Origin of the sequence: Paenibacillus pinistramenti (assembly GCF_005869875.1) — a bacterium.
Lineage (GTDB): Bacteria > Bacillota > Bacilli > Paenibacillales > Paenibacillaceae > Fontibacillus > Fontibacillus pinistramenti.
Map to the genome: position 1 here is coordinate 33,335 of NZ_VAWG01000019.1, position 20,546 is coordinate 53,880.

A 20,546-nucleotide genomic window follows, 5' to 3' on the forward strand; every position below is an offset into this window, starting at 1 on the left:
TTTTGGCGAGGAAACAAGAATTAGTTACTAATAAGTTACTAAGTCAGGCCCGTATGAATGATTCTGGGAATTATTCATCCGCGGTTCTGGCGGTGTCCTGGATGCCGGTAGGGCATCCTAGAGGGCAGAATAGAAGAAGGACATTTTCGTAATTTGGGAGGCTTTTAATGATGAACAAACAAGATCTGATCAACAATATTGCAGGCAAAAGCGGATTGACCAAGCGTGACGTAGAGGTTGTCTTGAACGGTCTGCTGGGTGAAATTACGGACGCCCTGTCCAGCGGAGATAAAGTTCAGCTGATCGGCTTCGGCACTTTTGAAACCCGCAAGCGTTCCGGCCGTACCGGCCGCAACCCGCAGACTGGCGGAACGATTGAAATTCCGGAAGCGAATGTTCCTGCATTTAAAGCAGGCAACAAACTTAAAGAAGCGGTTAAGTAATGCGTTTAGATAAATTTCTGAAGGTTTCGCGCCTCATTAAGCGGCGTACGGTGGCCAAGGACGTTTCGGAACAGGGACGTGTGCTGATTAATGGACGTGAAGCGAAGCCGAGCAGTACGGTTAAGGTCGGAGACGAGATAACCGTTCAATTCGGACAGAAGCTGGTTACGGTCCGCGTTGAGCGTTTAGCTGAAACTACCCGCAAGGACGAAGCAGCGACCATGTATACCGTGGTGAAGGAAGAGCCGATTGCGAAGAGCACCGGGCTGGACTGGTAACCATATAAACGGTAACCATATAAACGATAACCTTACAAACAGCAAGCAGCTGAGAGAGAAGCTTGTCCCTAGCGGGATGAGCTTCTCTTATTTCTTTTTCAGGCCTAACAAATTGTTCTAAAGCCATAACCCGCTCCATAAGCTTATCAGTAGAAGGAGGGGTACAGGCCATGATTGAGACGGGCAAAACCAATAACAAGGTGCAGGATATCCGGCTGCACAGCCGCAAGCTGCTGGAAATTTCGGGGGTTAACAATGTTGAGAGCTTTGATAATGAGGAATTTCTGCTCCAGACCGAGCTGGGGCATTTAACGATCAAGGGCACCAATCTCCATATCAAAAATCTGAATCTGGAACAAGGATTTGTCTCTATTGAAGGAACCGTCAACTCCTTGTCTTATTTGAATCCGGGCTCCCAACCCAAAAATAAAGGACTGCTGGGCAAACTGCTGCGATGAATCTGGAAATGCAGTGGATGACGCTGCTGTGGATGCTCATTTCGGGCAGTGTGCTGGGGGCTGTATTTGACGGCATACGGATTGTCGAAGGAAGGTACCGGTTCCCGAAATGGAGTATCCACGTCTTAGATCTGCTCTACTGGATCTGGGCAGCGCTGTACGTATTCCGTACGTTGTATCACAGCAATCACGGGGAGCTCAGGTTTTATGTATTTTTGGGATTGTTTGCGGGAGTTTTGATTTATTTTTGGCTGCTAAGTGTTCCTGCCGGACGTTTTGTGGTAATGTTATTGAAGATAGTGGACAAGGTTTATTTAACCATTGTGCGTCTGGTGAAGATTCTGGTCATCGGGCCGCTCAAGTTTGTCTTCAAGGCTGCCAGGCTTCTGCTGGGATTCCTGTGGGTTATGCTGCTCTTTATCTTGAGAATGCTGCACCCGCTGTGGAAGCTCCTGAGGTTTTTCCTTGTTCCGCTCGCTCGAAGGCTCAAGCTGCCTGCCGCATGGCAATGGACAGCCCGTAAGGTAAGCGCCATTCGAAACCGGTGGTTCAGGAAGCAATAACAACGGACAAGTCAGGGGGAGTATTATGCGTCATGCATCAGCTGCGAATCAGAAGGACAGTAAGGCAAACAGCAGTGCCGGAGCCAGGAAAAGGCTTAGGCTGTGGCTTGTTTGTATCCTTGTTTTTGCAGGGTGGGCAGGTTATGTATTCTATTCCCAGGCTTCAGAGATGAATGACAAATCGAAGCAGCTTACCGTGGTCCGTTCCCAGGAGAAGGCTAAACAGGATAGTCTGAATGATGTGAAATATGAAATTAACCGCCTGAATGACCCGGAGTATATCGGACAGCTTGCCCGTAAAAAATATGGCTTGTACAAGCCGGGAGAAACGCCGATTCGGAAGTCAAACAGCGGGGATTGAACATAATATGAAGCAGGGAGCCAAACAGGGACTTTCCTTGCTGTAACAGGCTTCCGACTGGTTGACCTGTTATGTGTCATTCGGTATAATCAAATCACCGCAGCAGAGCATTTATAGTCTTGCTGTATATTTTTAAGGGAGGATCATTTTATTTTATGGCAATTGAAGTGGGCACCAAGTTAGAGGGTAAAGTGACAGGCATCACGCATTTTGGAGCATTTGTGGATCTGTCAGGAGGTGTCACAGGTCTCGTTCACATCTCGGAAATCGCCGATAATTACGTTAAGGATGTCAACGACCACCTGAAGCTTAACGACGTTGTGACCGTCAAAGTAATCAATGTTGATAAGGACGGCAAGATCGGATTGTCGATTAAGCAGGCTGTTGATAAGCCGGTAGAATCTACGCCAAGACCTCCTCGTGCGCCAAGACCTGATCGTCAAGGCCGTGATGGTGATTTCGGCGGAAGCGGCGGCGGCTATAACCGTGATCGTGGCGGACGTTCTTTCAAGCCTCCAGCCAGCAAGACTTCATTTGAAGATAAGGTGTCACGCTTCCTGAAGGATAGTGAAGAACGCATTTCGTCGCTGAAGAAGAACACCGAAGGCAAACGCGGTGGACGCGGCGCGAAACGCATGTAGTGGTCAGCTGATATAAATACATTCAAAACCGTAGGTGCACATCAGCACGCTGCGGTTTTTTTGTGTTTGTCTGCCGTAAGTTTCGGGGAAAAGCCCGCTTCGCGCGGTGTTTTTGTCGGGAGAACCTAAACTGACGACAGGTTACTACCCTTTTCCTTCAATCTCAGGGGCAATCGCTATCCTAAAGAGAGCCGCAGCGCACTTTGAAGAGCGGGAAAAAGGCGAACATAACAACGCCGTTCCCTCCATTTTTCCAGCAGGGGCAAGGGGTTGCAAAATTACGCAGCGTCCTCTCAATTTGTCGTAAATTTCTTTGGACACGCCTACCTTGTTTGACAAACTTTCCGGGGAGCCCCCCCTATAATGGGACATACCCAAACTTGAGAACAGGTGGTGCGGTTGATGGAGAAACGAAATGTGATTGCGTTTCCGGGAACGAAGAGAGGCAAGGAGCAGGAAGAGAAGCAGGGTTTCGCGGACAAGTGGAACAAGCGGCCTGCTGCGGTCCGGTTCATCCGATTTGTTACAGCCAATAAGTGGGGTATGGTATTGACCCTGGTTGGATTCCTTCTCGGCAAGGCAACCATATTGAATGAGCTAAGTCCGTTTGCTGCCGCGTTCTTTGCGGTGATCGCTTTCATGCGGAGGGATTTGATCGTTCCGGTATTTATCGCCGTACTGCTGGGCTCCTGGTTTGCGGTTCAGCCCCATGTTCCGACGGTTTTATGTGAGATGGTCATGATTCTGCTGATGAAAAAAGGGATGGAGTCGTTCGATCGCTCCGAACTGTCCTATGCACCGATTATGGTGTTTACCGCAGCCTTCTTTGTGAATCTGTTTGAGGCCGTCATCGGTCCGTCGCTTACCTGGTACGCCTTGACAATGGCGGTGATGGATGCGGTCCTCAGCTTTGTGCTGACGCTGGTCTTTATCCAGGCCCTCCCGGTGTTTGCATTCCGCAAGAAAACGGTCCAGCTCCGGAATGAAGAAATTCTGTGCCTGATCATCCTGCTTGCTTCGGTCATGACCGGCGCTGTGGGCTGGAAGGTTTACGGATTGTCGATTGAGCATATTTTATCACGATATTTAATTCTGCTGTTTGCTCTGGTGGGCGGTGCTCCGCTTGGCGCCTCCGTAGGCGTCGTTACAGGGCTGATTCTGAGTCTGGCTGATATGTCTGCGATCTACCAGATGAGCCTGCTCGCTTTTTCCGGGATGCTGGCAGGTATGCTGAGGGAAGGGAGGAAGTGGGCAGTCGGCTTCGGCATGCTGCTCGGCTCCTCCATTCTGTCGATTTATTCCTCAGGACCGGGTGATCTGATGACATCAACGTGGGAGACGTGCGCAGCAGTAGCCTTGTTCCTTTTGACGCCAAAGACCGTGACTTCCCTGATTGCCAAATATATTCCCGGAACCCAGGATCACAGCCAGTCACAACATGAATATGCAAAAAGAATCCGGGATATTACTGCCGAACGGGTCACGCAGTTCTCCCAGGTGTTCAAGCAGCTGTCCCGCAGCTTCGGCCAGGTAGCCGGCTCTGCCGAAATCAGCAGACGGGGCCAGGAGCTGGACCATTTTATGAATGCTGCAACCGAAGGGGCCTGTGCAGCCTGCTTCCGCAAGAATCAGTGCTGGGACGCCAAATTCTATCAGACTTATAAGTACATGACTGAAATGATGACTGCCATTGAGGAGAATCCGGAGCTTGGCAAGGAAGATATGCCGCCGGGCTGGAACAAAATCTGCTGCAAGACCGACCAGGTGCTGGCGGTGATGAAGCATGAATATGACCTTTACCAGCACGATATGCACTGGAAGCGGCAGATTCAGGACAGCCGTCTGCTGGTGGCGGAGCAGCTGTCAGGCGTTTCGCAGGTGATGGAGGATCTGGCGCGGGAGATCAAGCGGGAGAGTCAGGAAATGTCCCGGCAGGAGGAGCAGATTCGGGCCGCCCTTGAGCAGATGGGCTTATCCATTCATGGCGTGGACATCCTCTCTTTAGATCACGGGCATGTCGAAATCGAAATGGTGCATAATTTCACCAAAGGCTATGATGAGTGCCGGAAGCTGATTGCGCCGCTGCTGTCCGATATTTTAGGCGAGCAGATTACAGTGGTGAGCGAAACCCCGGGCCTCAAAGAAGGCATGCGCTTGGTGACGTTCGGCTCGGCCAAGACCTTTGAGGTCACAACGGGAGTGGCCGGCACGGCAAAAGGCGGAGATTTGCTGTCGGGAGACAGCTTCAGCGCGGTTGAGCTGGGGAACGGCAGATTTGCCGTTGCGCTGAGCGACGGAATGGGGAACGGCGAACGGGCGAAGCTTGAGAGCAGTACGGCGCTCGGCATACTGGAGCAGCTGCTGCAGTCCGGCATGGATGAGACGCTGGCGATCAAATCTGTAAACTCCGTACTCATGCTGCGTTCTCCGGATGAAGTTTATGCCACTGTAGATATGGCGCTCATTGATGAGTATTCGGCCAGGACAACCTTTCTGAAGATCGGCTCTTCGCCAAGCTTCATTAAGCGGGGCACTGAAGTCATTCCGATCAGCGCCAGCAACCTGCCCATCGGTATTATTCAGGACATCGAAATTGATCTGGTAACGCTCCAGCTCCATCCCGGGGACACCCTGATTATGATGACGGACGGCATCTATGATGCGCCGGGCCATGCGGTCAACAAGGAGCTGTGGATCAAGCGGCTCATCACGGAGATTGAAAGCGAGGATCCGCAGGAAATGGCAGACTGCCTGCTGGAATCTGTCATCCGGTACCAGAAGAATCAAATTCATGATGATATGACGGTCGTCGTGGCCAAAGTGAATCATCATATGCCAAAATGGTCCACCCTGCAGATTCCGGGCATGCAGCGGATGGATCGCCCCCGGACGGTGAGTTAGCCGAGTAAAGGAGGGTTAGCGGGTTTGAAGGTTATCTGATTTAGCGTGAGCGGAAGAAAGCCGCAGGGTGAGCTGCGGTTATTCTTCTGCTTTCTTTTTTTAAGAGGCAGAACGTCCGGGCCCCAGGTTTCCTGCATGATTCTCCTATTAAAAATCCTCCTCTCACGTTTAAATGCTAGTTTCGATGGCCATGCTAGAGATAGAAGAAATGGCGGGTTAAGTTACTCCGGCATGGAGCGGAATCATTGAAACGGGGGGAAGAATCATGAAACAGATTCTCTTAATTACGGACGGCTGCTCCAATGTGGGTCAAAGTCCGGTTATGGCGGCTTCTTTTGCCCGGCAGGAGGGTATTACCGTGAATGTCGTCGGGATTATTGACTATGGAACGATAGGTGAAATGGGAGCTCAGGAGATACAGGAAATTGCCAGAGCCGGGGGCGGAATGAGCAGACTGGCGGACACGCGGCAGCTGTCCAGAACGATGCAGATGATGACAAGGAAGACCGTGGTTCAGACCATTCAGCAGGCGGTTAATAAGGAGTTAAAGCAAATCCTTGGAAATCATCAGTCCCTTGAATCGCTGTCTCCAGCCAAACGGAGCGAGGTAGTTGAAGTCATGGACGAGCTTACGGAGACCTCTCCTTTGGATGTGGCACTGCTGATTGATGTCAGTGCAAGCATGAAGCCTAAACTTGCGGCAGTTGAAGAGGCAATCAGAGATCTGATGCTTAGTTTGGGCGCAAGGGAAGGCAGCAGCCGGATCGCTGTTTTTCATTTTCCGGGGAGTCATGGGGATGAAGCGTGTGTGCAGGATCTTGGCTGGACCTCCGATCTGGAGAGCACGCGTTCCCTGTTTCAGCGGCTGGTGATGAAGGGGGCAACGCCTACCGGACCTGCGCTCCTCAAGGTGATTGATTTCTTCCGTTATGGTACACTTAATGGACATCAAACAGATCTGGGTGAAAAAGGTGCAGGAGAAGGAATTCTCAGTGACTACGTCCACTGATCTTGACTTAGTACCGGGAACGGTTATCCGCGGCCGCTGGCTCGGAGGCAGCTACCGGATTCACAAGCTGCTGGGCCAAGGCTCCAATGGTGTCGTTTATCTGGTTCAGCAGGAGAACAGCGGGCGTCAGTACGCGCTTAAGCTTGGCTTTGATACGGTTGATCTGCAGTCCGAAATCAATGTGCTGAAGACGCTCCACGAGAGAGGTATCCGCAGAAGCGCAAGGGACTCCGCTTCCTTTCTAATCGAAGTGGACGATGCCGAGCTGGCCGGGAGACAAGTTCCTTTTTATATAATGCGTTATGTAAAAGGGGAGCCGCTGAGCCTGTTCATCTTCCGCCGGGGCGCGGATTGGCTGGATCTTACCGGACTGAATGTCCTCAAGCAGCTGGCCAGGCTTCACGCTGCCGGATTTGTCTTTGGCGATTTGAAGCCTGATAATATTATGGCCGGCGGTTACGGCGATGTCGAGCTGATTGATTACGGCGGCGTAAGCCAGATGGGCCGGAGCGTCAAGCAGTTTACCGAATGGTATGACCGCGGCTTCTGGAATGCAGGGAGCCGGACTGCCGATGCGGCGTATGACTGGTTTTCTTTCTCTGTTGTATGCATTCACCTTCTCTGCGGAGACGAATTGAAGAGAGCCGCGCGGAGCCTGCCGCAAATGCGGACCAACCAGGATCTTTTGAAGATCGTTGACAATCAGCCGAGGCTAAAGCCTTATGCCGGCTGGCTGAAGCGGGGCCTGACGGGTCATTTCGAGGACAGCCGGGAGGCCTGCCAATACTGGGAACGGACGGTGTGCAGAAGACCTGCCGCAAGAAGATCACGCAAGCCAACACCCGGCTGGCTGACAGGGGCTTTTGTCGTATCCGTAGGCCTGCTGGGCTCTGCTCTTTATTTATTTTTCCGCTAGAGGCAAACGATTGAGCCCGGGGCATGCTGGCTGCGGAAGTGAAAGGTAGAAGGAAGGGATTTCGGATGGAGCCGCTAATGTTAGGCCGGGCAGTGGTGCAGGTTATGGAGCTTGCGCGGGAGAACGGCTTGTGGTCGCCGGAGGATATTATTGTGGTCGCAGTTTCGGGTGGACCGGACTCTGTGGCCCTTTTGCATATATTAAGCCATATCTCCAGAGAGAAGGGACTCGGGCTGAGGCTTGTGGTTGCCCATGTGAATCATGGCTTCCGTCCGGTTGAATCAGCCGGGGAGGCCGGGTTTGTCCGCGCTTTGGCTGCGGGGTACGGCTGGCCCTTCGAGCTCGCTGAATTTGATGCCCCCCTTTATATGAAGGAACAGAAGATGGGCGGGCAGGAGGCTGCGCGAAAGTTAAGGTACGAGTTTCTGCATCAGACTGCAGAGCGGTACGGGGCCGCCTCTATTGCGCTGGCGCATCACGGGGACGATCAGGCGGAGACGGTACTGCTAAAGCTGCTGAGAGGCAGCGGGTTAAGCGGCCTGGGCGGCATGCGCATGAAGCGTAAGGAAAAAAATGTGGAACTCATCCGCCCGCTGCTGCGTATGTACAAGACAGACCTGATTCGTCTTTGCGAGGAGAATGGGCTGGACTATGTGACAGACAGCAGCAACTCATCGACCAAGTATGCAAGAAATGCGGTGAGGCTGGATGTGCTTCCTTTTTTGGGGCAATATAATGGTCAGTTCATCCCTTCATTAAATCGTCTGGCGGAGATTGCCGGCAGCGAAGACGACTTTATGGCCAAGGCTGCTGAAGAAGAAATGAAGCGCCTGGTTAAGCGCGGATCAGACGGTTTAATGCGCTTAAGCTGCGGTTCTTTGGCGGGGCTACATGTCGCTTTACAACGGAGGTTGATTAAACTAATATTAACTTATCTGCCTTTAAATACGGAAGAATCGGATTTTGCCAAGATTGAAGCGGTTCGTCTCGGAGCGCTGCAGGCGCAGCCAACCACATGGCGGATCGACCTTGGCGGGGGAGCTATCTGCCGCCGGGAGTATGACGCCCTTTGTTTCCTTGTACAGAACGATAAAGGATTAGAAGCTGGTTACCAGTGTGTTGTGGATACATTGCCGGCCGCTGTCCCGGTTCCCGGAACAGGCCGGATTTTGTATATCTGCCGGCTGCCGGGCAGCAAAGTGCCAGAAGAGTTGAAACCGCTTAGCCATGATGAAGCCCTGTTTGATGCGGACGAGCTTGATATTCCGCTCACGGTCCGCTTCCGGCTGCCGGGTGACGCCATGAGGGTGCTTGGACTTTCCGGAAGCAAAAAGGTGAAAGATATCTTTATTGATGACAAGGTTCCACCATCCTCTCGGAATACGATCCCCTTGATCGCGGACGCAGCGGGCCGGATTCTCTGGATTCCAGGCATTCGGCGTTCGGATGCCGCTTTGGTGCGGCAAGGAACAAAGTCTGTAATTGCGATGAAATGGGAGGCCGAAAGCGCAGATGTCCTGTCGGTCATGGGTGGAGACAGATATTCATAGTATAACTTTAGGAGGTTCGCGTTAAGTTGCAGAACGACATTCAAGAAGTACTCATTACCCGGAAACAAATTGAAGACAAAGTAGCGGAATTGGGGGCCATCCTCAGCAAGGAATATGAAGGCCGCAACCCGCTTGTGATCTGCGTGCTCAAAGGCGCTTTTATTTTTATGGCGGATTTGATAAAGGAGATCACGGTGCCGATTGAGCTTGATTTTATGGCGGTTTCCAGCTACGGAGCTTCAACAAAGTCTTCCGGAGTGGTTAAAATTATTAAAGACCTGGATGCATCCGTTGAAGGACGCGATGTCCTCATTGTTGAAGACATTATTGACAGCGGATTGACCCTGACTTATCTGATCGATGTGCTGCGCCGCCGCGGTGCCAAATCGACGGTAGTAGTTACCCTGTTCGATAAGCCGGCCCGCCGGACTGTCGACATGCAGGCTGACTATACGGGCTTCGTATTGCCAGACGAATTTGTTGTAGGTTATGGTTTGGATTACGCCGAGAAGTACCGCAACCTCCCCTTCATCGGAGTACTTAAGCCAGAGATTTATACAACCTAGGGACAAAGGCGCGAGCCTTGCCCGGAAGCGCCGGTTCGTCCGGTTGAGAACGCCGCAACGGCTATGGTAAAATAACTAATGTGTCTTGAGAGGAGGTAGGGGATGAATCGGTTCATCCGGAATTCTGGTTTTTATTTGATACTTTTCTTAGTTGTGGTGGGCATTGTCCAATTCCTCAGCGGCGGTAATGAATCGGCAAACACCCCTAGATATGATGAACTGCGCCAGCAGCTTGCAGCGAATCAGGTAGAGGAAATGACCGCGCAGTTTGACGGCTATACCTATCGGGTAACCGGCAAATACAAAGAGCAAATTGGGGATAATAAATCCAAGAACTTTACCACCTACGTTCCTTATGATACTGCTGTCATAAGCGAATTAACGAATAAGGCAGAGCAGAATAATATTAAATTTAGTGTAAAGCCAATGGAAGGGGAAAGCATCTGGCTTACTTTCCTGACCTCCATTATTCCTTTGGCGATTATGTTTATTTTGTTCTTCTTCCTGTTTAACCAAGCCCAGGGCGGCGGCGGTAAAGTCATGAACTTCGGCAAGAGCCGGGCCCGCTTATATAACGAAGAGAAGAAGAAAGTAACGTTCGAAGATGTAGCGGGGGCAGACGAAGAGAAACAGGAGCTTGTTGAAGTTGTAGAATTCCTGAAGGATCCCCGGAAGTTCTCCGCAGTCGGAGCCCGTATTCCTAAAGGGGTTCTGCTTGTAGGTCCTCCGGGAACCGGTAAAACCCTCCTCGCCAGAGCCGTAGCCGGCGAAGCTGGCGTACCGTTCTTCAGCATTTCAGGTTCGGACTTTGTGGAAATGTTCGTCGGTGTCGGCGCATCCCGTGTCCGCGACTTGTTCGAGAATGCCAAGAAGAATGCCCCATGTATCATTTTTATCGATGAAATTGACGCCGTTGGCCGTCAGCGCGGCGCCGGACTCGGCGGCGGGCACGACGAACGCGAGCAGACGCTGAACCAGCTGCTCGTTGAGATGGACGGCTTCGGTGCGAATGAAGGTATTATTATCGTAGCGGCAACCAACCGTCCGGATATTCTGGATCCGGCGCTGCTTCGTCCGGGTCGTTTTGACCGTCAGATTACGGTCGACCGTCCTGACGTTAAAGGCCGTGAGGCGGTACTGAAAGTGCATGCCCGCAACAAGCCGCTTACGAAGAATGTGAATCTTAACACCATCGCGAAGCGTACTACCGGCTTTACCGGTGCTGACCTTGAGAACCTGCTGAATGAAGCAGCCCTCCTGGCAGCAAGACGCAACCGCAGAGATATCTCCATGACGGAAGTGGATGAAGCGATCGACCGCGTCATCGTAGGTACGGAGAAACGCAGCCGCGTTATCAGTGACCGTGAGAAGCGGATCGTGGCCTTCCACGAAGCAGGCCATACGATCGTGGGTTACTTCCTGGAGCATGCAGACATGGTCCACAAGGTTACGATTATTCCTCGCGGACGTGCTGGCGGATATGTAATCATGATGCCGAAAGAAGACCGCATGCTCGTAACCAAGCAGGAGCTGCTTGACCGCGTTACCGGTTTGCTTGGCGGCCGTGTAGCGGAGGAGCTGTTTATCGGTGAAATCGGAACCGGTGCGCACAGCGACTTCCAGCAGGCAACTAGCATTGTCCGCAGCATGATCGTCGAATACGGCATGAGCGAGAAGCTCGGACCGATGCAGTTCGGCACTTCCCAGGGACAGGTATTCCTGGGCCGGGACATCGGACACGAACAGAATTACAGCGATCAGATCGCTTACGAAATCGATCAGGAGATGCAGCGCTTCATCAACGACTGTTACGAACGCTGCCGCGAATTGCTGACAAAGCATACGAAGGAAGTCCACCTGATTGCAGAAACGCTGCTTGAGCGTGAAACGCTGGAGCTCGAAGACATTAAGCAGCTGATCGAGAACGGCCGCATCGAAGAAGATAACGATGATAACGGCAGCAGCGACAGCGGCAGCAATGAATCCGGCGCTCCAATCATCGATAATGTAGGTGATGTGCGCGTCCGCATTCAAGGCAAAGATGAAACGGAGCCGGTTATCCCGCAGGGCGATATTCCGAACAACATTCCGGGTGAAGGCGAGCCTTCCCGAGATGTTCCAGTGGATACGCCTGATGGAACGGTGAGCGACCTGCCGACAGATCGTCCCGAGACTGGCGGAAGTAACGGCAATGATGATCCAAACAACGGCGGCAACCGGGTTTAATAAACCGCTGCTGATGGGAAGGATCACGGAATGGTCCTGAATAAGCTGTCTTTAGAGGGATTTCCCTTTAAAGACAGCTTTTCTTTTTGCCTGCTGTCTGCACTTATTTCAAGCCGCTGCAGCCGCTGAGTCAATTGACAGAGGCACTAACGTTGTGTAAATTAGTTGTTATCAATGCTGGCATTTCTATGAATTTATATTCACGAACAATTATAAACGCCGCGGCGGCTTATGCTGCGAGAGTTTTTGGGGGGGACCAAGGTGGAAGCATTGGCTTTGGAGCGGAAAGCGGAGCAGAACCGCGAGCTGCGAGAGAAGCTTCTTCGTCTTAAGAAAGAACGCAATGCCATTATACTTGCTCATTATTATCAGCGCGATGAAATTCAAGAGGTCGCCGATTTTAGAGGCGACTCTTTTCTGCTTGCTCAGAAAGCGGCGGCTACGGACGCTGACGTGATTGTTTTTTGCGGAGTACACTTTATGGGAGAAAGCGCAAAAATTTTGGCGCCCAACAAGACTGTGCTCATTCCGGATGAACGCGCCGGCTGTCCGATGGCAGATATGGTTAATGTAGACGGACTCCGCAAGCTGAAAGCCCAGCATCCAAACGCTAAGGTCGTGACCTACATCAACTCTTCGGCTGAGATCAAAGCGGAGACCGATATTTGCTGTACGTCATCCAATGCCGTTAAGGTCATTCAATCGCTTGATGCAGAAGAAATCATTTGGGTTCCCGACAAGAACTTGGGCCATTACGTCCAGCAGCATACAGACAAGAAAATGATTATTTGGGAAGGCTACTGCAACACCCATGACATGCTGACGGTCAAACATGTGATGGAGATGAAAGCCAAGTATCCGGATGCTGAATTTGTTGTTCATCCCGAATGCCGGCCTGAAGTGGTAGCCATGGGCGATTTTGTCGGCAGCACGACGGCGATTCTGGAATACTGCAAGAATTCCAGCGCCAAACAGTTTATTGTAGGTACAGAAGATGGAACCGGATATCAGCTCCGTCTGGACAGCCCGGATAAGGAGTTCCATTTTGCGACGAAGTTCCTTGTTTGCCCGAACATGAAAGTGAACAATTTAAAGAAGCTGGTCAAATGTCTTGAAACGATGCAGCCCCAAATTTATGTACCGCCTGCGGTTGCCGACAAGGCTAGAACTTCCTTAGAGCGCATGTTACAAGTTCAGTAGCATGCGCTACTCTCTTGTTTAGATAGGTGAAGACGATGATCCCGCAATATTTGGTCGATTTTGATTTGAACAAGATGCCGTCGGCTTATACGGAAGTGATCATTATCGGTTCTGGAATTGCCGGCCTGTTCACCGCTTTGAAGGCAGCCGAGACCCATAAAGTGACTCTTATCACAAAGAAAGAGCTGATGGAGAGCAACACCCGCTATGCCCAGGGGGGCATTGCTGCTGTTATGTCAGAGGAGGATTCCACAGACGAGCATATTCAGGATACGCTCATCGCCGGGGCCGGATTATGCCGGTTAGACGCGGTTCAAGTGCTCGCAGAGGAAGGGCCTGCAGCTGTTCGTGAGCTGATTGCCATGGGAGCGGAGTTTGACCTGGAGGACGGAAAGCTGGCATTAACGCAGGAGGGCGCGCACAGCCATCGCCGGATTCTGCATGCGCACGGGGATGCTACGGGTTACGAGATTGCCCGCGCTCTTGCGGCCAAAGCCAGAGCTCATTCCAATATTAAACTGCTCGAGCATCATTTTGTGATTGATCTGGTGCAGGACGAGCTGGGCTGCCGCGGTGTGCTGGTTCAGCGCCCGGACGGCGACCGGCTTTATTTGCAGAGCACGGCGATTATTTTGTGCTCAGGCGGGGCCGGGCAGCTGTTCCGCTATACGACCAACCCGGATGTAGCTACGGCAGATGGACTGGCCATGGCTTACCGCGCAGGTGCGGTGATCCGGGATGCTGAATTCATCCAGTTTCACCCGACAGCCCTGTGCTATGCGGGGGCTCCGCGCTTCTTGATCTCTGAGGCGGTCCGCGGTGAAGGCGCGGTGCTCCGCAACAGCCGGGGCGAGCGTTTTATGGACAAGTATCATCATCAGCTGGAGCTTGCCCCGCGTGACATTGTGGCCCGGGCCATCGTTAGTGAAATGGAGCAGACTCACGCCAATATGGTGTATTTGGATATCACGCATGAGAAGCCGGAGGTGATCCGGCACCGTTTTCCTACGATCTACCAAACCTGCTTGAGTTATGGCCTGGATATGACAACAGACTGGATTCCTGTGGCGCCTGCTGCGCATTATATGATGGGAGGCGTACGGACCAATCTGCATGGAGAGACTAACATTCCTAGACTGTTTGCCTGCGGCGAGGTTTCTTCCACCGGGGTGCATGGGGCGAACCGGCTGGCCAGCAACTCCTTGTCGGAAGCGATTGTGTTCGGATCGCGGATCGTGGAACGGATGAAAGAGCTGGAGCCTCTGCCGGAGCAGCGCTGTGCAGGCTATAATACGGGAGGCCGAATGGCTGAACCGGGTCGTGATCTCGCGGAGAGAAGGCTTAAGCTGCAGAAGACGATGGTCCGGAAGGTCGGCCTGCGGCGCAGCGGCCTGCTGCTGCGGGAAGGGCTGGAGGTGCTGAAGCGGGAGCAGATGATTTTTCAATCCAAATTAATAACGGCTGAGCAGCTGGAATTTGCCAATATGGTAACTTCTGCGCTGCTGATCGCTCAAATGGCGCTTCAGCGGGAAGAGAGCCGGGGCGGGCATTACCGGGAGGATTTTCCCGACCGGAACGATGAACAGTGGCGCAAGCATCAGCTGTGCAGCCGCAATCAAGAAATGGCGGAGGAACAAAGCGTATGATCCTAAACGGTTATAATGAGGCTTTGGTGGAATCCATCAAGGGCTGGCTTAGAGAGGATGTAGGCTCAGGAGACATCAGCACGCAGGCAACCATTGCTCCGGGAGAGCAGTCGATGGGGATTATCCATGCCAAAGATGAAGGTGTTATCGCGGGCATGCCGGTCGCGGGCCTCGTGTTTGAAATTGTCGACCCAAGCCTGGTATTCACTCCGAAAGTGCAGGACGGGCAGAAGGTCAGCAAAGGGACTGTTCTGGCTACGGTTGAGGGCAGCACACACAGCGTTTTGACGGGTGAACGTCTGGCATTGAATCTCATGCAGCGGTTATCCGGCATCGCGACGCGTACCCGGAGCTACGTCGATGCTCTTGAGGGGCTTCAAACCCGGCTGGTCGATACGCGCAAGACAACCCCGGGACACCGGATGCTCGAAAAATACGCCGTACGCACGGGAGGCGGACATAACCACCGGTTTGGTTTATATGATGCCGTTATGATCAAAGATAATCATATTAAGGGAGCTGGCGGCATTGCTCAGGCGGTCAGCCGGGCGCGGGTACAGATTCCGCATACCATGACCATTGAGGTGGAGACCGAGAACCTGCAGCAGGTTGAAGAGGCTTTGACTGCAGGTGCTGATATCATTATGCTGGACAACATGCCTGCCGATCTGATGCGGGAAGCGGTCAGAAGAATTAAAGCGGCTGCTCCGCATGTAAAAGTTGAGGCTTCAGGCAATGTCAATTTGCAGACCATCCGTTCCATTGCAGAGACCGGAGTAGATATTATTTCTGTGGGCCGGTTGACTTACTCTTTTGAGAATCTGGATATCAGCCTCGACTTGAACGCCAAGAAAGAGAGGTAAACCATGATTGTTGTGGTCGATGTAGGCAATACCAATATTGTATGGGGCATTTATGAGCATAATGAGCTCCTGCATCATTTCAGAGTCAGCACCAACCGTCAGGCAACGACTGATGAGTACGGAGTGCTGATTTATAACTTGTTTCAAATGTCTAAAATTGATGTAGGGAATATAGAAGGAGTTATCATCTCTTCCGTAGTTCCTCCGCTGATGCATGTGCTGGAGCGGATGTGCGAAATTTATTTGAAGAAAAAGCCGCTTGTTGTCGGGCCCGGCATCAAGACAGGGCTTAACCTCCGGTACGAGAACCCGCGCGAAGTCGGTGCCGACCGGATCGTGAATGCCGTGGCCGCAGTGGAGCATTACGGCGGGGGGCCTTTGATTGTGGTCGATTTCGGAACGGCAACGACGTTTGATTGTATTGATGCTGGCAATAATTATCTGGGCGGCGCCATTGTGCCGGGAATCGGCATTTCTACAGAAGCGCTGTATCAGCGTGCTTCTAAGCTGCCGCGCATCGAGCTGGAGAAGCCCAAGAAGGTCATCGGCCGCAACACCGTTCACGCGATGCAGGCCGGGATTATTTTTGGATATGCCGGGCAGGTTGACGGGATCGTGAAGCGGATCGCCAAAGAGATGGGCACCGCTCCAAAAGTAGTGGCAACCGGCGGGCTGGCCGAGCTCATTGCAAGTGAGACGGAGACGATTCAGGAAGTGAATCCCATGCTTACTTTGGAGGGGCTTCGCCTGATTTATGAGCGGAACGCCTGACCAGATCGGGATTTGAAATAGATGAACAGGTGAGACGGGTTAAACGGTTTGAAGAGTTAAACAGATTCCCAAACATAAGGAGGCATGTACGAAATGGAACAGGAAAAAGACCGGTTAATCCGGGGGATGGCAATGGGCGGCAAAGTACGTGCCTTCGCGGTGCGGACGACGGCTCTTGTTGAAGAGCTGCGCTCCCGGCATGATACTTACCCTACGGCTACAGCTGCACTGGGACGCACCTTAACGGCAGGGGCCATGATGGGTGCCATGCTGAAGGGCGAGGAAAGATTGACCATTCAGGTAAAAGGGGACGGCCCTCTCGGGCAGATCGTTGTCGATGCCAACGCCAAAGGCGAGGTGCGCGGATATGTCCACGAACCGCATGTGCATCTGCCGAGCAACAGCATGGGCAAGCTGGATGTGGCCGGTGCAGTCGGCACCACAGGCTTTATCCATGTCACCAAGGATCTGGGCTTGAAAGAGCCTTACCGCGGCAGTGTGCCGATTATATCCGGCGAGCTTGGCGAGGATTTTACTTATTATTTTGCACTCTCTGAGCAGACGCCTTCAGCTGTTGGGCTGGGCGTGCTTGTCGACATCGACAACTCGGTTATCGTAGCGGGAGGCTTCATTATCCAGTTGCTGCCGGGTCTTGAGGACAGTGAAATCTCCGCCATTGAACAGTCGGTGGCTCAAATGCCGCCGGTTACCTCTCTGCTGGAGCAGGGCATGAGCGTAGAAGAAATGCTGCGCTGGCTGCTGCCTGACGTGCAGATTATGAGCGAAATGGATATCACCTTTAAATGCAGCTGTTCACGCGAGCGGGTAGAGCGTACGCTGATCAGCCTGGGTGAAGAAGAATTGAACCGTTTGATTGAGGAAGACGAAGTCACCGAAGTGGTCTGCGACTTCTGCCGGGAGGCCTATCAATTTAACGGGAACGAAATGAGAGAGCTGCTGAATCAGGCCAAGAACTAATAAGGCTGATGATTTGAAGCTGCTTAAATAAATTAAGGATGGGAAAGTAACCCCATCTTTCAGAGGTCCCTCCGAGCGTTGTTGAAGCGCGAAGGGGGATTTTTTTACATGGGGACAGTAAGTCAGGCGGGCTGCGGCAGTTCATATTGACAAGAAGTAACGAAGATTGTTAAGATAATAGTAATAAATACCTACTTAATAACTCGGAAATAAATCATCAGGTACATCACGCACTACGCACCATGGACCAAGGAATTTCCGGGCTGGCATAACTATAATAATTATACTTACACCGTCCCACTGTTCACCGCACCACCGAATTATATCTTTAAGGACTAATTTGAGGAGGTAAACATTATGGCTAGAATCGTTAACAATGTAATCGAATTGATCGGGGATACTCCGCTTGTCCGCCTGAACCGTGTTGTACCTGAGGACAGCGCTGAAATTTATGTGAAGCTGGAGTACCAAAATCCGGGTTCAAGCGTTAAAGACCGTATTGCTTACAGCATTGTAGAAGAAGCTGAGAAATCCGGACATTTGAAGCCGGGCGGCACGATCGTTGAAGCAACGAGCGGCAATACCGGTATCGGACTTGCGCTTGTCGCAGCTGCTAAAGGCTACAAGGCAATCATCGTTATGCCTGAAACCATGAGTATTGAACGCCGCAACCTGCTTCGCGCTTATGGTGCTGAGCTGGTTCTGACTCCAGGATCCGAAGGTATGAACGGTGCGGTTAAGAAAGCGGAAGAAATTCTGGCTGCCAATCCGGATTACTTTCTGGCCGATCAATTCCGCAACCAGGCTAACGTGAAGATCCACCGTGAAACTACCGGTCCGGAAATCGTGGAAGCGATCAACTCCCTGGACGGCAAGCTGGATGCGTTTGTAGCCGGTATCGGTACAGGCGGTACGATCTCCGGTGCAGGCCAAGTGCTGAAGGAGAACTTCCCTGGCATCAAGATTTATGCGGTCGAGCCTGCGGCTTCCCCAATCTTGTCGGGCGGCAAACCAGGTCCTCACAAAATTCAGGGTCTTGGCGCAAACTTTATCCCTGAGATTCTGAACCGTGAAATTTATGACGAAATCATTCATGTTGAGAATGAAGAAGCGTTTGAACAAGCCCGCATCGTAGCTAAAGAAGAAGGCATTTTGTCCGGTATTTCTTCCGGTGCAGCTGTATTCGCAGCTTTGAAGGTAGCGAAAGAGCTGGGCAAAGGCAAGCGCGTAGTAGCTGTTATCCCAAGTAACGGCGAACGTTACCTGAGCACTCCGCTTTACAACTTCGAAGGCTAATTCCGGAGATCAAGGCTAATTCCGAGAAGTTTCGAGGTTCCAACGTTCTAGCTTACGTTTAGCGTTAATATGAGCCCCGCTGATCCTGATTCAGGAGAGGCGGGGCTTTATTTTTCAGGCTGCCCGCTTTATGCCGCTTCCCGGCGTTTGGCTATTGCCCATCGCTCATGGCCCACTCCCCATGGAGAATGTGAATTCTCTTATGTCTGTTTTTATTGGCTGGTCAAAAGCATAGCGGGTCTAGTATACTAGCAGACAATAAGAAGCGACGCCTATAGAACGAGGGATGACATGGACAGGATTTTGACGGCACTGGACCAGTGGGAGTCCTGGTGCAAGGACGGCTGGAGCATGCTCCCGTATGCGGTCAAACGGACAGGACAGCAGCTTCCGCAAAGCTGGGAGGAACTGTGGAGACAGGCCTCGCCGTATTCGTTTGTGCTGGAGAGCGGGAAGGACGGCCGGTATACAATAGCAGGAACACACCCGGTTCAGGTCTTCCGCGGCAAGGGCCATACAGCCAAATTGTTTCACGTGGAAAAAAACGAACAGGAGCATTTTTACGGCGAGCCGCTCCAATTGCTCCAAAGCTGGATGCAGCGCTATCGTGCCCCTTCTTTTAGCGGGATGGGGGAAATGTCCAAATTCGGCGGCGGGTTTGTGGGCTATCTGAGCTATGACGTGGCCCGTTCCCTGGAGAAGCTGCCTCGTCTGGCCAAAGACGACCTTCAGCTTGATGATTATATCTGGATGAGGATGGAGGAGGTATGGGTTTACGACCATGAAGCCGGCGAGGTTTATGCCATCGTGCATGTTCCTCTAACTGAGCAAGCCGCGCAGGAGAATGGCCGGAAGCTCCTTCATGAGCAGTATGAGCAGGCTGCCCGCCAGGCAGAAGCTATGCTCGACTATTGGAGCGGGCTTGTCCTTCAAGCCGAGTTCTCATCGGAAAATAAGCTGCGCCGCCAGCTCGCTTCCGCTCCGCCGCAGTGGGACTTGGCTGCGCCGATGGCCGAGGAAGGCTGGAGCTCTGCGTTCAGCCAAGCTGGATTTGAGGCGGCCGTCAGGCGGATCAAGGAATACATCGCTGCAGGCGATGTTTTTCAGGTGAACCTGTCGATGCGCCGACAGCGCCGCTTGGAAGCGACCGCTGAAGAGCTGTATGAATGGTTCAGGCTGACCAACCCTTCCCCTTATATGGGACTGCTGCGGTTTCCGGAATTCCAGCTTGTTTCGGGCTCGCCGGAGCTGCTGGTCAGCCTGCACGAAGGAAGGATGAGCGCCCGCCCGATCGCCGGAACCCGCCGCCGGGGCAAAGATGTGGCGGAAGATGCCGCCATGGCCGCCGAGCTGCTGGCCAGCGAGAAGGAACGGGCCGAGCATATTATGCTCGTCGACCTGGAGCGCAATGATCTGGGCCGTGTGGCCGCTTACGGCTCGGTCCGGGTCAGCGAGCTGCTTAAAGTGGAGCATTACTCCCATGTGATGCACCTTGTTTCGCAGGTGGAAGGGGAGCTGGCGGAAGGGCGGAGCCTGTTTGACCTGATCGCTGCTGCTTTTCCGGGCGGAACTATTACCGGTGCTCCCAAGGTGCGGACCATGGAGATCATTGAGGAGCTGGAGCCGGTAACCCGCGGCCCGTACACCGGATCTATCGGATGGATTGACTATCGGGGAAATATGGAATTAAATATTGTCATCAGGACTATGATTGTACAAGATGGTTACGGTCATATCCAAACCGGAGCCGGAGTCGTTATCGACTCTGATCCGTACAGGGAGTACAGAGAGTGTGAGAATAAGGCAAGAGCTGCCCGCGCGGCGGTCCGCTTCAGCGAACTGATCCGGGAGCAGGCGGCTTTGGCCGGAGACTAGAGGAG

At 52.5% G+C, this 20,546-nt stretch carries 19 protein-coding genes; all 19 read left to right on the plus strand.

The features are described from left to right. The first annotated feature begins 170 nt into the window (after positions 1-170). Entirely contained in the window at positions 171-443 is a 273-nt protein-coding gene (locus FCN15_RS16670; protein WP_138496135.1) for an HU family DNA-binding protein, read from the plus strand. Further along, positions 443-721: an RNA-binding S4 domain-containing protein gene (locus tag FCN15_RS16675; protein ID WP_138496107.1), complete on the plus strand. Its 279-nt coding sequence runs from the start codon at positions 443-445 to the stop codon at positions 719-721. Before FCN15_RS16670 ends, FCN15_RS16675 begins: the two co-directional genes overlap by 1 nt. A gap of 170 nt (positions 722-891) precedes the next feature. Continuing rightward, entirely contained in the window at positions 892-1,179 is a 288-nt protein-coding gene (gene yabP / locus FCN15_RS16680; protein WP_138496108.1) for a sporulation protein YabP, read from the plus strand. Then, the gene (gene yabQ, locus FCN15_RS16685) at positions 1,176-1,742 is read left to right on the plus strand and encodes a spore cortex biosynthesis protein YabQ (protein WP_138496109.1); all 567 of its coding nucleotides are present in this window, start codon (positions 1,176-1,178) and stop codon (positions 1,740-1,742) included. The genes yabP and yabQ overlap by 4 nt, the downstream gene beginning before the upstream one ends. A gap of 25 nt (positions 1,743-1,767) precedes the next feature. After that, a complete protein-coding gene (locus FCN15_RS19625) occupies positions 1,768-2,103 on the plus strand; it encodes an FtsB family cell division protein (RefSeq protein WP_138496110.1) in 336 nt (111 codons plus the stop codon). Positions 2,104-2,258: 155 nt separating this feature from the next. Continuing rightward, positions 2,259-2,744, plus strand: a complete 486-nt coding sequence (locus FCN15_RS16695; protein ID WP_138496111.1) for a S1 domain-containing RNA-binding protein — start codon at positions 2,259-2,261, stop codon at positions 2,742-2,744. 402 nt (positions 2,745-3,146) lie between these two features. Beyond that, a complete protein-coding gene (spoIIE, locus tag FCN15_RS16700; protein ID WP_138496112.1) occupies positions 3,147-5,645 on the plus strand; it encodes a stage II sporulation protein E in 2,499 nt (832 codons plus the stop codon). 265 nt (positions 5,646-5,910) lie between these two features. Beyond that, a complete protein-coding gene (locus tag FCN15_RS16705; protein ID WP_138496113.1) occupies positions 5,911-6,654 on the plus strand; it encodes a vWA domain-containing protein in 744 nt (247 codons plus the stop codon). Then, on the plus strand, positions 6,638-7,570 hold the full coding sequence (locus tag FCN15_RS16710) for a serine/threonine protein kinase (RefSeq protein WP_138496114.1): 933 nt from the start codon (positions 6,638-6,640) through the stop codon (positions 7,568-7,570). Before FCN15_RS16705 ends, FCN15_RS16710 begins: the two co-directional genes overlap by 17 nt. Positions 7,571-7,635: 65 nt before the next feature. After that, the gene (gene tilS / locus FCN15_RS16715; protein WP_138496115.1) at positions 7,636-9,120 is read left to right on the plus strand and encodes a tRNA lysidine(34) synthetase TilS; all 1,485 of its coding nucleotides are present in this window, start codon (positions 7,636-7,638) and stop codon (positions 9,118-9,120) included. A gap of 26 nt (positions 9,121-9,146) precedes the next feature. Then, complete coding sequence (gene hpt, locus FCN15_RS16720) at positions 9,147-9,686, plus strand: hypoxanthine phosphoribosyltransferase (RefSeq protein ID WP_138496116.1); 540 nt, start codon at positions 9,147-9,149, stop codon at positions 9,684-9,686. Positions 9,687-9,788: 102 nt separating this feature from the next. Continuing rightward, positions 9,789-11,912, plus strand: coding sequence for an ATP-dependent zinc metalloprotease FtsH (gene ftsH / locus FCN15_RS16725; protein WP_138496117.1), 2,124 nt, complete (start codon positions 9,789-9,791; stop codon positions 11,910-11,912). A 261-nt stretch (positions 11,913-12,173) separates the two neighbouring features. Next, positions 12,174-13,112: a quinolinate synthase NadA gene (gene nadA, locus FCN15_RS16730; RefSeq protein WP_138496118.1), complete on the plus strand. Its 939-nt coding sequence runs from the start codon at positions 12,174-12,176 to the stop codon at positions 13,110-13,112. Between the two features lie 35 nt (positions 13,113-13,147). Beyond that, positions 13,148-14,758 carry an L-aspartate oxidase gene (gene nadB / locus FCN15_RS16735; RefSeq protein ID WP_138496119.1) on the plus strand — a complete coding sequence of 537 codons (1,611 nt, stop codon included), beginning with the start codon at positions 13,148-13,150 and terminating at the stop codon, positions 14,756-14,758. Then, positions 14,755-15,621, plus strand: coding sequence for a carboxylating nicotinate-nucleotide diphosphorylase (gene nadC / locus FCN15_RS16740; protein WP_138496120.1), 867 nt, complete (start codon positions 14,755-14,757; stop codon positions 15,619-15,621). The genes nadB and nadC overlap by 4 nt, the downstream gene beginning before the upstream one ends. Positions 15,622-15,624: 3 nt before the next feature. Continuing rightward, the gene (locus tag FCN15_RS16745) at positions 15,625-16,392 is read left to right on the plus strand and encodes a type III pantothenate kinase (RefSeq protein ID WP_138496121.1); all 768 of its coding nucleotides are present in this window, start codon (positions 15,625-15,627) and stop codon (positions 16,390-16,392) included. Between the two features lie 93 nt (positions 16,393-16,485). Further along, a complete protein-coding gene (gene hslO, locus FCN15_RS16750; protein WP_138496122.1) occupies positions 16,486-17,370 on the plus strand; it encodes an Hsp33 family molecular chaperone HslO in 885 nt (294 codons plus the stop codon). 357 nt (positions 17,371-17,727) lie between these two features. Continuing rightward, positions 17,728-18,666: a cysteine synthase A gene (gene cysK, locus FCN15_RS16755; RefSeq protein WP_138496123.1), complete on the plus strand. Its 939-nt coding sequence runs from the start codon at positions 17,728-17,730 to the stop codon at positions 18,664-18,666. 291 nt (positions 18,667-18,957) lie between these two features. Next, on the plus strand, positions 18,958-20,541 hold the full coding sequence (locus tag FCN15_RS16760; RefSeq protein WP_138496124.1) for an anthranilate synthase component I family protein: 1,584 nt from the start codon (positions 18,958-18,960) through the stop codon (positions 20,539-20,541). Positions 20,542-20,546 lie beyond the last annotated feature (5 nt).